Origin of the sequence: Vibrio glycogenivorans, from assembly GCF_051660965.1 — a bacterium.
Lineage (GTDB): Bacteria > Pseudomonadota > Gammaproteobacteria > Enterobacterales > Vibrionaceae > Vibrio.
In genome coordinates, this window is the sequence record NZ_JBPVIS010000014.1 from 22,577 (window position 1) to 36,810 (window position 14,234).

A 14,234-nucleotide genomic window follows, 5' to 3' on the forward strand; every position below is an offset into this window, starting at 1 on the left:
TTTATTAGTAAACCATGAAGAATTGGACAGTTATCACCAAGCCCGTCAAGAAAGGAACGAATGGCGTTCTTGCAAGAGAGCGATACTTAAAAAGCTCATCGCATCCTAATCACGCAAACACTGAAGCTATCATCGATATCGTTGGTAATGAGAACACATCGAAGAACATCATAATTGCAGGTGAACGATATCGCCTAAACCAAAAATTGCGCAGCAATAGAAGAGGTAGGCCTCTTAGTTCCTATGCGATGGAGTTTTGCCTCACCTTGCCAAAACCTTACCGCCCTTCTCCGGAGCAGTGGCGCACCATACTCGGTGATTGCTGCAAAGCGCTTGCAAACCATCTGAAGTTAACAGGTGACGAGAGAAAACTATTCTATTCACTGATTCGAGGTGTATGCCATCAACAAAATCAACAAGGTAGGTCCGCAGGCGACCACTGCCATTTAATCATATCTAAAGTGCTAAAAGACCGAATCCTAACTGACCTGCAACGAAAGCGCGCGACAGCCGTTTTGAAACAGGCTTTTACAGCTTCAACGACCGTGCACCTCGGCATTAGCGTCGATAGCTACAAACCTCACGAATTAAATAGAGGTAAACGACTAGAGAAGTGGCAGTATGAGTCACGGAAGTATCAAGAACAGCAGGATTCCAATAACAAGATACTTCAAAAACTCGAAAAGCAGATCGACAAATGGCAATTGGCGTTAGAAAGCCACGACGCTAAGCAACTACGCCGCCAAAGAAATAGAATTGAGAAGACACTAACCGAGCTTGATATAAGCCTTGATAGCTCCGCCCTGTCGACTCGAATAAAAGACATATTGGGTTAGTTTACACTTAGACGTAAGAGGTTATTCGACAGGCCAAATTGATTAACCTCACTTTCCACATCACTATATTTGACCTGCGCAGATGTTTCCGGATACCGTCATTTAATCTATTCAAAGATAACAAGGAGAGTTCTTTGAAACACAACATTAAAGAATGGGTTAATGACCATGATGATAAATGGCTCTTCACGCTACTTTACGTTAGTTCAGCCGTTGTTTTAAGTATGACCATATCGATGTTCTGGCTCGTGATAGTCGTAGCAGTGCATGGTCTATTGGAATGGATATCAATTAGCAGAACCTCTTCCTCTGATTGGATAAACAGGTTTGGTGCGGTGCTGTGGCATTTAAAGTTAGATATTGTGCTGATTGTCTTTGCCCTATGGCTATCTGTCTATATGGATGCAATCTTCGGCCTGGTAGGACTTAATGCTGCTGCACGTGCCAGCGCCCAAGTCGGTTCGCGGTTCGCCATCTTTGAGAAAATAATCAGAGGTTTCTTCTTAACTGTGGATGATGCCGCTCAAGTACTCAAGGCACTATCCAAGAAACGGGACGTATCAGGCCACGAAGCGGAGTTAAAAGCCTACACCAAAGGAGATATAGCGACTTTGGCTTTTGGCGTGTTATTAGTCGGCTCACTCATCCTATCACCTTTCTTAACCGACTATAGCTCTATTGAGATTAAGGCAATACTACTGGCGGAGCTAACTCCTTGGCCATAAAAGTACTTGCGTTGCCGCGCAATACATGTGACGAGCCTATCAGAATACTGTTTCTTATAACGCACTATCGGTCAAGCTAGATATCATGTCTATTCAGTAAATTTGTTTACAAGGAAGTTGCAATGAAGTTGAGTCAGGTTTTAGGACACACTAACCAAGTCGAGCGTTCAAAGTTCGTTAATTGTATTGATAAGCTTTGCCAGGAGAGCAGGAGTGATCATGAGATCTCTACTCAACTGGAAAGAATCAATGGGCAGTTAAAGGCGGCTTCAGGTAATGAAATCACTCAGCTTTTTTCTCTAGTTAAGAAATGCTTCAAGGATCACCTGCGTGAACAGATCGCGCTTGGTGGTCCACAGGTTTCTTTACTCGTTAACATCCTAACTCGTGACGGTAACTCTGTTGCGACCACTCACTGGATTGAGAACCTTTATGCCAAAGAATTTTCAAAGATTGATGCTCTCAGTAAAGAAATCACTACTGCCATAAACGAATTTGAATCACAGGGAAATTTCGAGAGAATTGACCGCCTTAAGGTCTACCATGACTGCATGTATGTCGCTTTCAGTAATGACCTAAAGTTGAACCGAGAAGCTAAGGTCACTGAAGATGAGAGAACGATACTGAATGTATTGGCGGACCGACTCGGGATATCACAAGAGGAAGTTGCTGCTATAGAACACTCTGTAAACCCTATTGCAGAGCTAGGAATCGATAACGCACTTGAGTACCTTCGAGAAAGCGGCATGGTCTTGATTAACCGAAGACGCTCAGAGGTAATGATTGCAGATGAAGTGACTAGCATTATCCACGAAATCCAAGGCAAAGAAGTTCGTGATAAGTACGCGCTTCGAATTCTTCGCTCCTTGAGTGATTCAGAACTCTCTAACGTTCTTAAGCGTCATGGTCAACGGTCTAGAGGTATTAGCCGGCAAGATAAGATTTCGGTTATTTCACACTCCGGGCTTAGTATCCGAAGTATCCTGGCGAATGATATGCACAATGACGATGCAAGCCAAAATCAGCGTAAGGAGCGTATTAAGCTCTTGATTGAAGATATGGATATCAACATTCAACGGATTGGAGCACGCCTTCAAGACAGAATTGATGTGCTTTTAGAGCACCTCAACAACTCTGAAGAAGAAGAGTTTGGTGCCTTAAGTGTCAGTGGCTTCAAAGAGCTTCTCACAACATTGTCTGTGACTGATCCTAAGGTTGAAGTCCGTATTCGAAGTGACTTCGAAATAGAGACCAAAGAGTCACTTGAGCCTGAAAAGCTCAAATCTCTTGGTATAACACCCTTTGATATTCTCTACCTGTATTCAAATGATGAAGTGAAGACTATTCGCAATGACATGGGTCTTTCACGGCGTGGTAATGCAAGAAGCCAAATCATTGAATCATACGCCAGTGCGAACGATAAACTGATCGAGAACTATGTATTGCTTGCATCCAGAGACCTCCAAGGTCTGAATCAGGTAGGCATTGACATCAAGGAAGCCGAGTTAGGTGCCAAATTCGAAGAAGTCACCCGTTCCATATTCGAGCAAATCGGACTGAACGTTGATGAGGACTTACGCAGAGATATCAACACTGCGAAGGACAAAGCCGACATCATTATCTCTCTAGATAATGAGGATGTAATCGTTGGTGAGGTTAAGTCATTCAAAAATGGGCATTTTGCAAAATATGCATCTACATCTAGACAGGTTAAGGCTTATGTCAAACGTTGTGAATCTAATGGTCACCGCGTTGCACAAGCTTTAATTATTGCACCTTCATTTTCTGAAGACTTTATTGATGCTGCCGATATGGATACCGAGATCAATATCTCTTTACTTGAGGCTGAAGGATTAAAGAAAATACTTGATGCATATAAGCAAAGAAGAAACCCGAGCTTCTCCCCTAAGCTTCTCACTAAAGGTGGGCTATTGAAAGCAGATCTTATTTCAAAATCAATCTAAAGCCATTAAGTAAGTTGTAACCTGTCAGTTTCATTTCTCGATGTGACTAGATCTGACAGGTTGCCTCAAATCGGTTTTGCCTCATTGTGTTTAGTTATGTCTGCCAATAACGTATCTAAGTTTTTTTTACCTGGCAACTCAAGTGTTCGCTAATGTTTTGTGTAAATAATTTCTACCTACTCCTACTAAGAAAGTATAAATTTCGCCTTTAGCTTACTCCCAACCGATAAACCAATTAAATCAACCACTTAGAGTAAATTACTTTTACTTGATAGAAGCAGGCAAAGGCGTGCTAAGTGAGAATTCTCTTAGTTTTGCATTGTGATGCAGTCGCTTGCATACTTGATTGATAAAATACCTTTTAATACAATACCTTACTTTTTATCGCTAGTTGATTAGGGTGGGTTCATTTACATATCCGACATTCTCACTAGTAAGCGTTAGGTTTCCTAGCAGGTTCATACAACACTAAATTGGATATCGATTAGCATGCTGATAACAGAACCCAAGACGTGGGAAAATAAGGATAAACTTCAAGGATTACTTCTATTTTGTCAGAGAACACTTGAATTATCTTATGACAAATCAGATTTCAAAGAGAAAGGAACGTCAGTATTTATTAACGACGTAATCAAAGAAGCTCTTGAGGTTGTTTCCTTCAATCAGTCTCACAAGAATGAGGTTGGATCATTCGACCTCGATTTGATACTCGCAGAGTTAATCTCAAAAATTAAACATGATAACACAGTGAAGGAAATTCTCGGCGACAAAAGGGAATATTACCTGAGCAAATTAATAAGTAATGGAGATACAAAAGTACTAATTAACACTTTAGAAGTATTGAAGTTAAAAATCAACCCAAGAAAGTACTTTGAGAAAATCAAAGTAAGAATCAAAAATTTGTTGGAAACAAATAAATATAAAGAAATTCATCAAGCCACAACTAGACTATTTGAATTCTTGATTTGGTATGGTTACCAAAAAGGGACCATTTACTATCTACTGAATAGAGAATTCTTTGATAAATCTGGAAGGCAAAAAGTAAGAACGGTAGATGATATTGATCGTTATTTTGATCTATTTGACCTAAAGGCTAAAGAGTTTGAAGTGGTTTTTGTTGGCTCAAAGCTATTTAAAGAAATTGAAGATTCATGTGCTCAATTCAACTTACGAGTAATATCGGAAAGAGATGCCAAGTATGATGAGGTGCTAGAGAGTAAATTCTACAGAAACAATCATGATAAAAAAGTGTTTCTACTTTGCGACAAAATACGAGCTGTAGATTACTTACATGCAATGAAGGTTGCCGAGGGTAAAGTATCTTTAGTTGCTGATTTATTTGCAGTTTTTCACCATAAGAGCAAGCCATGGCACTCTGATTATTGTCTGGTTTATAAGCATGACAAATCTAATGTAATCAACATTAAGAAACCAAACAATATTATGACTAACATAAGTGAGGGTGATCTTGCATCTGCGAAGAAAATTCTCCCAATCTTTTTGCGTAAATTCAATATGCAAAAAGATTCATTTGACAGATTTAACAGAGGAGTTGAGCTTCACTCCCTATCTTTAGAAACTGATGAGGTTGCATCTCAAATACTCAATTTTTGGATTTGTTTGGAAACTCTATTAATAACAGATAAAAACGGGTCTCACATATCCTCAGTGAGTAAATCAATAGAGTTAATTCAAAAGAGTTCTATACTTGATTCCAAGGTCACGAGCTTGAAGGATTTGCTGAAGCAGTGGAATGATACCTGTCTACATGATATTAAGGTGGATTTGCCAGAAGAGCTAGCTGAATCTAGTGAAAAGGATATATTAGCTGCACTCGTCTCAGTAGTAGATCTCAAAGACGTTGCAGGAAAGTTGCTAAAAAAAATGACAGACCAGCCTTTATTAAGGCTAAAGTTTATGTCATTAGTTGAATCGTTCCAGAAAAAAGAAGACCTCAAGAAGGTTTTACGTCAGGAATCCAGCAGTTCAGTTTCTGACATAAGAAGAATCTATAGGGCTCGAAATAAGATAGTTCACCAGGGGAACACCAGTGGGCATAGTGACTTTATTGTTGAGGCCGCGCACTATTATTTGGATTTGGTTTTGTTCTCAATAATTGAACGTCAAATTGCCTTTGATGACATAAGGTCCATTGATAATTTTATTAACGAATTGGTTATATCCGTTGACTGCCACTCTCATTACATTGATGCGTTAGGGACGGAAAGAGTAAAACTGCAAAATTACAAAGGTGCTATTTTTGGCTCGTCTAGTTAATGGTATGACTCAAGGTAAACATATTAGTAAAATCCAGGTGAAGCCCAAGGCTCAATTGGTTTAAACATCAGAAGTTCTAAGTTCAAACTTTTCTCTCTACAGAGGTGTACTGATGTGGTTTGTAACACAATACCAGAAGGCTGACTATACTACCTAGTCGTGACTAACCAGCGGATTTGTATGGCCGGGCCTGAGTTACCACACATTGAGCATTAATTTAATCTGTCAGCTTATTGTTCTCTTGTTTAATAGGCTGACACGTTTCCCATACTGTTTTCCGATTATGTGGAAAAGGCTTGCTTCTTTACACGCTGAACTGTTGAGACGGAAACATTGGCTAGATTAGCAGTATCACGGATAGAATGACCTGAGCTCAACAAAGCCGCTATTTGCTCATGTTTACCACTCATCTTACCAGAGTTAGGCCTGCGTCCTTGAAAGGCGTCTTGCCAACTACCAGACTCACGTAGCGCCCTTCTTCCTGCTTCTGCCGACGCCAGGCGGGTCTCACGTTCTGCCGCTGCCATAGCGGTGATCATCGATATCTGAACATTCGTGGTCATATCCATCATCGTATCACCTGTATAAGCAAAAGTACGTGATTGATTGAGAGTCTTGATGGTGACTCCTCGACCAAGTAACTCGCGTATAACACTCTCAGCGTCCTCGTAATCACGGCCGATCCTATCGACCCACCATACGATTAGCATATCACCTTTACGGAGCCCCAGGTTCGCGTCTAAGAGCCTGGAAAGCACTGGGCGCTCCATCGAAGGAATCGTACCAGACGTGCCGTGCTCCTCTGCCATGATCTCTGCGCCAGGATATTTTGATTGAATGTCTATGACCTGTGAGTCAACACTCTGATCTTTAGTCGATACTCTTAAGTAAGCTATTTCTTTCATTGACTGTATTCTTTTGGTTTGTGTATTCAACTTAAGATATTCAAATGCAGATTACTAACCAAAAGAACACACTTATCTCCACCACTTTGATGCTGGCGGCTGTGGTCATTAAGTGCTAATCAAAAGAACACACTCTATCGTCACGACCATGGTTTAACGTGCTGAGTGATGGCTTCAAAGCAAACTTTATCTACTTCAGATTTAATAGCTTTTACGTCATATTTACTGCCGTATATATCGTTGGTAATGTCTCCATTCAAATGACCTATCAACTGCCTGTGGATTGGTCTTATCTCACCATTCTTTGCAAAGAAATCGATGAAGGTATGACGCAAGCTATAGAACGATTTATGTTGCTTGGTTAAATCCATTTTTTCAGTAAAGTGACGTCTAAACCAACTCGCAGGCTTACCATAGTACCCAGAGTTTGTGATGAAAGTTAGCTCTGGGAAAAGTAGGCTGTCCTCACTAATGGACTCGAGATACTTCTCAAAACCTAGACCAATCAACTGCTTGTGGACTGGTATCGTGCGCTTTGCAGTTTTATTTTTTAAGGTTTGATCTTCCAACTCATCAGTGATCGAGAAACACAGTACCCCATCCTTCCTAACAACATTGTTTTTCCTTAGCTGACAACACTCATTTGGTCGCATTGAGGAGAGCAGGCAGATAAGAGGTACCCAGTACTGATAATTCAATCGCTTTTTATCGATTGGACTACGTCCTACCTTGACCTGTGTAAAAACTTGATGCGTGAAAATCTCGTTCAAGTCCATCGTAGTAAACGGTTTTTTCCGCTCTTTATCACTCGTTGGAGCATTTTTCTTGATTGAACTAGATAAACCTTTGAAGGGGTTGGTGGATAAGTTTTTATGATCACGAGCCCACTCGTAAACTCCTGAGCACTTGCTAATATGCCTGGATACGGTGTCAAGACTGATTGTATCTTTCCGAAAGCCCTTGTTTAGCTCAATAGACTCCAAAGCCGTTACACCACCGAAAAACTTCACATTTTTTGGATTGTTGCGGTCTTTAGGAAGCGCAGATAAATTTTCAATTGCCTCAAGTACATCATCGCGCGTTACGTCATGTAGGTTTGTTTTACCTACTAACTCGTGGACAGTGCTCACCATTTTCACAACTGCGTTTATCGTCTTTTCCTTAGTATTCTTGATCTTCTGCTCCCTACTGTAGCTAGCAAGAACCTCGGTCAAATCAAGACTTTTCTGAGTAGTCGTTTGGACGTGGTTGCCCACATCAGCAAGCGTCACTCTCAAATCCTGATCATGCGCAGGTTCAAACGTGCTGCATTCAGAAGTGTCGAATTCTTCAGCGCTTAATGGGACACCAACCTTTTCAATCGGTAGCCATTCGAACCTCTCTACCTCCTTAATGATTGATTTAGCACCCGACAGATCAAGTACATCAAGACGAGACTGAAACTCCTGTAAGTAACTACTTAAGGTTATTGCAATATTTCTAATTTCTTCAAAGTAGTAAGCAGCATCGGGATTTTTAGCATAAGGCAATCGTTCAAGGTGCCTATCTGCCATTTGGAATGGAGTCATATTGCGATCGAACAGCGATTCAATCATTTCAATAGAGCTAATGGGGTCAGACGCATGGTTTCTCTGCAACCGAATCCGTGCTTGCTGCGCTCTTAAAAGCTGTGGTTGCGCTTCTAACTTGGTCAGACAGCCTCTCAAAGTCTTCAGAACTTTCTTTTTCTCACCATCCGAGAACCCCCAAACATGGCGCTCCTCAAGTTGCATGTATCTGGTTAGTAAAGACATAAGACCATGATCATTGGTATCTGCGTGATGCTCTAACAAAAGTAACTCCTGCCACAAAACCTGCTCTAATTTAGATGCCTTTAATTTAGCAACATTTCGGCATCTTGTGTGAAGTGATCGCTTGAACTCACGTAAGCCAGAAAAGTAGGGTTGGAATTTGGGCGGAACTTGATATCGAAAGTACCAAATACCTGAAGATCGTTGAGAAAGATAGCGCATGTTTAGTACCACTATTTAGTACCAATTTGCTTTCTTAGCTACATGATGAGGATTAAGTTATTGAAAGTTAAGATTAAACTAGGAAGAGGGTGGAGCCCCCAGCCACATCCCGGCACACAAGTCACTCGCTGCGGCTGCTTCCTTCCGGACCTGACCGAGTTCACGAGCTATTGTTGCGAGAGGACCAGGGCCTCCATAGATTCGTTTGTTGGAAGGCTTGCCTCTCAACGTGTGGGCATTATTCATTATCCGCAGGCTGAATGCAAGGGCTTCACAAGCCATTTGCTTTCAAATGCCTAACTCTTATACAAATGGTGCCCACCCGACTGATAGTTGGTCGCGATGACAGCGCCCCAGATGGTCAATCTTCTGACTCGAGCTCCATCGTGCGCAGGATGTAGTCCGTCATCCATGCACTGCCAAGTAAACAGAACCACAGCACAAAAACGGGATGAGGCACATCAACATTAGGGTGAACAATCAGTCCTGCAAAACCCACTGTTGGCAGTGTCCAGGTCAACAGCTTGCTCCAGCGAAAGTCTCTTAGCGCAGATAGGCGCTCAACAGAGCCCATTATCGCGGTGATGCATAGCGTCACCAATGCAGGATAAATCAAGCCCGAAATCCACATCGGGACTAAAAGGCCCAACGTCCACCAGCTGTGCGCGCGAGATGGCTGCCAGTAATGCAGGCACCAGGATATCGACACCACACACAGGGTTTGTACCACCGTCAGTAGCGGGGTTCCGTCAAGTTCACCGGCGGCTTGGGTGTAGGTGATGCCGCTAAGCAAGGCCATCGCAATGGCGCCATTCATGGCGATCACCCAAATACTACTACGACGCGAGAACACCACCATCAACATGGGAGTTAGCATCCACAAACTTATCGATAGCGAGACGGGCTGGTGTGACAAGGTAAACCCATAGATCACCATAGTGACCACAAACCATATACCGGCAAAGCGTAATCGACTTGCAAGCCAAAGCGCGGGGATGATCACGACAAGCGCTGGCAACTCCCCTTGGCTGAACATCATCGCCTGCGAACATATGATCGCTAGAAAAACGGTGGCTAGGAACTGAATCGTTGCATAAACCATATACTCTCCTTATGGCGCTCCCCTGCGGGGTTATTATCTATTAGCAATAACGCTGCTGACTCGATATCGATAGGCACTAGTTTCCTCTATACCACGGTAAGTGGCTTTTCATGTTTACGCATTTCAGTGTTAGGCTGGGGCGATAAACGCCTCAGTAATACGGGTATAAATTGAGTATGAATGAATTTTTAGCGCAAATCTTTGCTGTAATTCAACAAATTCCGCATGGAAAGGTCTCCACCTACGGAGATGTCGCAAAACTCGCCGGTTATCCCGGCTATGCACGCCAGGTGGGCACGGCGCTTTCTCGCTTGCCTGATGGCACCAAACTACCGTGGCACCGGGTGATCAATAGTCAGGGTAAGATCTCGCTAAGTGGCGATCGCTTGGCAGTACAAATTGAGAAGTTACGTGCAGAGGGCATTCTGGTCGCTGAGGGTGGAAAAATCTCGCTAAGGCAGTATCGGTGGTTAGTAGAGACGAAATAAAGGGAGCCTAAGCTCCCTCTACAAATCCTTGTTTGTGCTAACGAACGCCAATCAGACGCAGGTCTATGTTGTGCGTTTTGTTATTGTCCGTGATCACCGGGTTTGAGGTGTCAGTGATAAAACGAAGTCGTCCATCCACCTCAATTCTGGCGCTAACGCTGTATCGATGGCGTTGCTCGATCTCTGACACTGTGTACGGCAACTCGAACTTAAATGGCACTTGTGCACCATTGGTTTCAAAGCGCTGACGCGCCAAAACTCGAGCTTTCGCATCGGCCAGTGACACGTCTTGCAATGTCACCTCAACGACGGCGTTTTCAGGAAGCGCAATGCGCTCGCGATAGGTAATTGTCCCTGCTACCATTTTTACTTGAGAAACTAACTCCTGTTTCTCGGACTGCTGACAACCAACTAGCGTTGTGGTCCCTAGTATGACTGACGCAGCCAACAGTAGTGCTTTTTTCATAAAGCCTCTAATATTCAAAAGGACGCATGGATTATAGTTATACGCGAATTTCGTGTCTCTAGTGAGTATTATTTTTTACAGTTATCTGACTCGGCGAGAAAAGTGTGATCTCTCCGCAAGCTTCTGTGCCAACTTATTGAGTGTCAGCTCACTTTCGCAATCTCGGTAGTGTTGTTATACCCTGTCATATATTGAAAAAAAGAAAACACATGTGAGGTTTTATGAGCCGTTCTCTTGATGAATTGTTAAGGCTTTTGCAACTAGAGAGACTCGAAAAGGGGCTATTTCGGGGCGATAGCCAGAATCTAGGCCTGCCGCAGGTCTATGGAGGCCAAGTGATCGGTCAAGCCTTATCGGCTGCTCGCTATACAGTACCAGAGGATCGCTATGTGCACTCCTGCCATAGCTATTTTCTCCATCCCGGCGACCCTGAAAAACCGATCATCTATGACGTTGAAAACCTGCGCGACGGCCGCAGTTTCAGCACTCGACGGGTGAAAGCAATCCAAAATGGGCGCTCAATCTTTTTTCTTACCGCCTCTTACAATCACAATTCTGAGGGATTTGAGCACCAAAACGCAATGCCTCAGGTTCCCGGCCCTGAAAATTATGCCTCTGAGAGTGAGCTGGCCGCTCAGATTGCCCATGTCTTGCCGGAAAAGCTCAAGCAGACCTTTTGTGGCGAAAAACCCATCGAGGTGCGCCCGGTGACGGTGATCAATCCCCTCAAGCCGCAAAAAGCCGAGCCAACCCAATACTTATGGATCAAAGCCAATGGCCAATTGCCTGACAACCAATTGCTTCATCAATACTTGCTCGGCTATGCATCCGACTGGGGCTTTTTAGTCACGGCGCTTCACCCTCATCAAGTCTCACTGATGACGCCTAAACTGCAGGTGGCGACCATCGACCACTCCATCTGGTATCACCGTCCATTTAACTTTGACGACTGGCTGCTGTTTGCAATTGAAAGCCCGACTGCGAGTAACGGTCGCGGCCTAGTCAGGGGCGATATTTATAACCGTCAAGGCCACTTGGTGGCGAGCGCGGTTCAAGAGGGGGTGATGCGCTACACTTAAGACTACTCGACTTGAGCTTTATTTTTCGGCCCCAGCACTCGCTCTGAGATGCCATCGGTGGCGTCACCTATGAGGCTGAATGGGGTCATCACAACCCCTTTGACTGCACCTTGAGTAGCCTGCTCGGTGATTTTTTTACTGTTTTCCACCAGATGGTTGGCATTGGCGAGCATCACCGGCACATCTTGTCGCAGTTGCTGTGATTCTTGGATGACATTCGGCACCACATCGGTTCGATAGCCATGTAGCTCTGTAACCAAGTCAGGCAGGGTCTGCTGGCGATACTGACTGAGCTCTTCAAGTGCTGCGGGCATGGTTTGTGTTTGCAGCAACTCAACTTGGCTTAATATCGCCGGAATTTTGCTGTCCACCGAACGCACGGTTGCTTCCACCTCACTCATCACCTGACTCACCTCAGCCACAGTCCCAATAACCTCGGGCAGTGTGTCATCAAACGAGCGACTGAGTGCCAGCCACTCTTCCACTTGCAGGCTTTGAGTGATCTGCTCTATGTCAGCTACGACCTCGGGATAGACCGTCAGAACTTGGTCGACCTTTTGTCCCACTTGATAGACCGAGAAACCGAGATAACCAATAGCCACCGCCATGGCAAGGCGGCTCAGTGAGGCGAAATAATCCTTCATTTCATCGTCCTTTGTTAATCAATCGGCAATGCCGTGGTGTACTTTAATGGCTCCATGGCAAAGGTTGAGGTGACGTTAGAGATCCCCTCCACACTGTTGACCAACTTCTTATAAAACGCATCAAAGCACTTCATGTCTCTGACTTGTACTTTCATCATATAGTCATACTCACCCGCCATGCGATAAAACTCCATTACCTCAGCAAAATCTTTGACCGTAGTAACAAAGTCCTGATACCACTGGTGGGAGTGGTTACTGGTTTTGACCATCACAAAAGCGGTAAATGCTAATTCAACTTTCTCAGGGTCAAGCAGCGCGACGCGCTTGCCAATCACCCCACTCTCTTCGAGTTTCTTTAATCGCTTCCAGCAAGGTGTGGTGGTTAAGTTGACCGCTTCGGCCAACTCGTTCAAGGACAGCGTTGCATCGTGCTGCAGCAATTTGAGTATTTTTCGATCAGTCGTATCTATCATATCGAGCAATAAGAGAAAATTTTTCTACATATGGGTAATTTAGCAATAAATATAGCAAAGTTTTTCTCACCGTAACGATATACATTAACTCAAACATCTCAAAAACTAGGACCACCTCATGTGCACCGATCACCAGTGGATTAAATCTGCTATCCAAAAACTCGATGCGGATTTTCAACGCTCTGCCGACACTCACCTAATCAAGCTTGATTTGCCAAGCCTAAGTGGTGTTGATATCTATCTAAAAGATGAGAGTACCCACCCCACTGGCTCACTGAAACATCGTCTGGCTCGCTCGCTATTTTTGTATGCGATCTGTAATGGCTGGGTTGGTCCTAACACGCCAATTATTGAATCCTCTTCAGGTAGCACCGCGGTTTCAGAGGCCTACTTTGCCCGCTTGCTTGGCTTACCCTTTATTGCAGTGATGCCAAAAACTACCGCCAAGAAAAAGATCGAACAGATTGAGTTTTATGGTGGTCGGGCTCACCTGGTTGATCGCTCAGATGAGATTTATGCCGAGTCACATCGCTTGGCAAAGGAGCTTGGCGGTCACTATATGGATCAGTTTACCTATGCTGAGCGCGCGACCGACTGGCGCGGTAACAACAACATTGCCAACTCCATCTTCAGCCAGATGACCATGGAGACACATCCTGTGCCAACTTGGATTGTGATGAGCCCGGGCACCGGTGGCACCTCTGCCACCATCGGTCGCTTTATTCGCTATCAACAACACAACACCAAGCTGTGTGTGGTTGACCCTGAGCAATCGGTGTTTCACCGCTATTTCCAGACCGGGGATTGCAGTGTCACCCATAACTGCGGGAGCAAGATCGAGGGCATTGGTCGTCCGCGCGTCGAGCCAAGCTTTATTCCTGGCGTGATTGATCAGATGCGCACCATCACTGATGCAGCGAGCGTCGCAACCACACACTGGTTGGAGGGTATCCTAGGACGCAAAGCTGGTCCGTCGACTGGCACCAACTTGTATGGTGCGCTGCAGCTAGCAACTGAAATGAAGCAACGCGGTGAGACCGGCTCTATCGTTACCCTGCTTTGTGACAGTGGTGAGCGTTACCTAGATACTTACTTTGATAAAGAGTGGGTGGCGAACAATATCGGCGATTTGACGCCATATCTTGAGCAGCTAGAAGGCTTACAGCAAACAGGCAAGTTAGCCGCGCTATAAACAATCGCGCTAAAAAACAATAAAGCCTCCCATCGCTGGGAGGCTTTAGTTTTCAAACGAATAATTAGACG

The 14,234-nt window shown here is 44.2% G+C and carries 13 protein-coding genes, 1 other RNA gene and 1 pseudogene; 7 read left to right on the forward strand and 8 right to left on the reverse strand.

The window, feature by feature from the left end:
* Nucleotides 1-14 precede the first annotated feature (14 nt).
* From ACSTTG_RS20535 to ACSTTG_RS20550, 4 genes are all read left to right on the forward strand, one after another.
* Nucleotides 15-836 (forward strand): hypothetical protein, encoded by an 822-nt coding sequence (locus tag ACSTTG_RS20535; protein ID WP_438476062.1) that lies wholly within the window; start codon nucleotides 15-17, stop codon nucleotides 834-836.
* 134 nt (nucleotides 837-970) lie between these two features.
* Complete coding sequence (locus ACSTTG_RS20540; RefSeq protein WP_438476063.1) at nucleotides 971-1,561, forward strand: hypothetical protein; 591 nt, start codon at nucleotides 971-973, stop codon at nucleotides 1,559-1,561.
* 122 nt (nucleotides 1,562-1,683) lie between these two features.
* Nucleotides 1,684-3,525 carry a hypothetical protein gene (locus tag ACSTTG_RS20545; RefSeq protein WP_438476064.1) on the forward strand — a complete coding sequence of 614 codons (1,842 nt, stop codon included), beginning with the start codon at nucleotides 1,684-1,686 and terminating at the stop codon, nucleotides 3,523-3,525.
* Between the two features lie 489 nt (nucleotides 3,526-4,014).
* Nucleotides 4,015-5,802 (forward strand): hypothetical protein, encoded by a 1,788-nt coding sequence (locus tag ACSTTG_RS20550; RefSeq protein ID WP_438476066.1) that lies wholly within the window; start codon nucleotides 4,015-4,017, stop codon nucleotides 5,800-5,802.
* 281 nt (nucleotides 5,803-6,083) lie between these two features.
* Here the strand turns inward: ACSTTG_RS20550 and ACSTTG_RS20555 are convergent, their stop codons facing one another.
* The 5 genes and pseudogenes from ACSTTG_RS20555 to ACSTTG_RS20575 form a co-directional block, all read right to left on the reverse strand.
* The gene (locus ACSTTG_RS20555; RefSeq protein WP_438476068.1) at nucleotides 6,084-6,707 is read right to left on the reverse strand and encodes a recombinase family protein; all 624 of its coding nucleotides are present in this window, start codon (nucleotides 6,705-6,707) and stop codon (nucleotides 6,084-6,086) included.
* Between the two features lie 140 nt (nucleotides 6,708-6,847).
* Entirely contained in the window at nucleotides 6,848-8,539 is a 1,692-nt protein-coding gene (locus ACSTTG_RS20560) for a site-specific integrase (RefSeq protein WP_438476112.1), read from the reverse strand.
* A gap of 18 nt (nucleotides 8,540-8,557) precedes the next feature.
* Nucleotides 8,558-8,719 (reverse strand): annotated as a pseudogene (locus tag ACSTTG_RS20565) (DUF6538 domain-containing protein); the annotation flags it as partial.
* 93 nt (nucleotides 8,720-8,812) lie between these two features.
* Nucleotides 8,813-8,909: signal recognition particle sRNA small type (gene ffs / locus ACSTTG_RS20570), an RNA gene on the reverse strand.
* A gap of 171 nt (nucleotides 8,910-9,080) precedes the next feature.
* Nucleotides 9,081-9,821: a VP0952 family biofilm-associated protein gene (locus ACSTTG_RS20575; RefSeq protein WP_438457679.1), complete on the reverse strand. Its 741-nt coding sequence runs from the start codon at nucleotides 9,819-9,821 to the stop codon at nucleotides 9,081-9,083.
* A gap of 176 nt (nucleotides 9,822-9,997) precedes the next feature.
* Here ACSTTG_RS20575 and ACSTTG_RS20580 point away from each other — a divergent pair, with 176 nt between their 5' ends.
* Entirely contained in the window at nucleotides 9,998-10,309 is a 312-nt protein-coding gene (locus ACSTTG_RS20580; RefSeq protein WP_438476110.1) for an MGMT family protein, read from the forward strand.
* Between the two features lie 37 nt (nucleotides 10,310-10,346).
* Here the strand turns inward: ACSTTG_RS20580 and ACSTTG_RS20585 are convergent, their stop codons facing one another.
* On the reverse strand, nucleotides 10,347-10,775 hold the full coding sequence (locus ACSTTG_RS20585) for a YbaY family lipoprotein (RefSeq protein ID WP_438457677.1): 429 nt from the start codon (nucleotides 10,773-10,775) through the stop codon (nucleotides 10,347-10,349).
* A 221-nt stretch (nucleotides 10,776-10,996) separates the two neighbouring features.
* On the opposite strand from ACSTTG_RS20585, the gene tesB reads away from it, so the two are divergent.
* Nucleotides 10,997-11,854, forward strand: coding sequence for an acyl-CoA thioesterase II (gene tesB, locus ACSTTG_RS20590; RefSeq protein ID WP_438457676.1), 858 nt, complete (start codon nucleotides 10,997-10,999; stop codon nucleotides 11,852-11,854).
* A 2-nt stretch (nucleotides 11,855-11,856) separates the two neighbouring features.
* On the opposite strand, the gene ACSTTG_RS20595 is transcribed toward tesB, so the two are convergent.
* Together ACSTTG_RS20595 and ACSTTG_RS20600 are read right to left on the reverse strand one after the other, a co-directional pair.
* Nucleotides 11,857-12,498 (reverse strand): hypothetical protein, encoded by a 642-nt coding sequence (locus ACSTTG_RS20595; RefSeq protein ID WP_438476069.1) that lies wholly within the window; start codon nucleotides 12,496-12,498, stop codon nucleotides 11,857-11,859.
* Nucleotides 12,499-12,512: 14 nt separating this feature from the next.
* Nucleotides 12,513-12,971 (reverse strand): Lrp/AsnC family transcriptional regulator, encoded by a 459-nt coding sequence (locus ACSTTG_RS20600; RefSeq protein WP_438457674.1) that lies wholly within the window; start codon nucleotides 12,969-12,971, stop codon nucleotides 12,513-12,515.
* A 118-nt stretch (nucleotides 12,972-13,089) separates the two neighbouring features.
* Here ACSTTG_RS20600 and ACSTTG_RS20605 point away from each other — a divergent pair, with 118 nt between their 5' ends.
* Complete coding sequence (locus tag ACSTTG_RS20605) at nucleotides 13,090-14,163, forward strand: PLP-dependent cysteine synthase family protein (protein WP_438476071.1); 1,074 nt, start codon at nucleotides 13,090-13,092, stop codon at nucleotides 14,161-14,163.
* The last annotated feature ends 71 nt before the right edge of the window (nucleotides 14,164-14,234 follow it).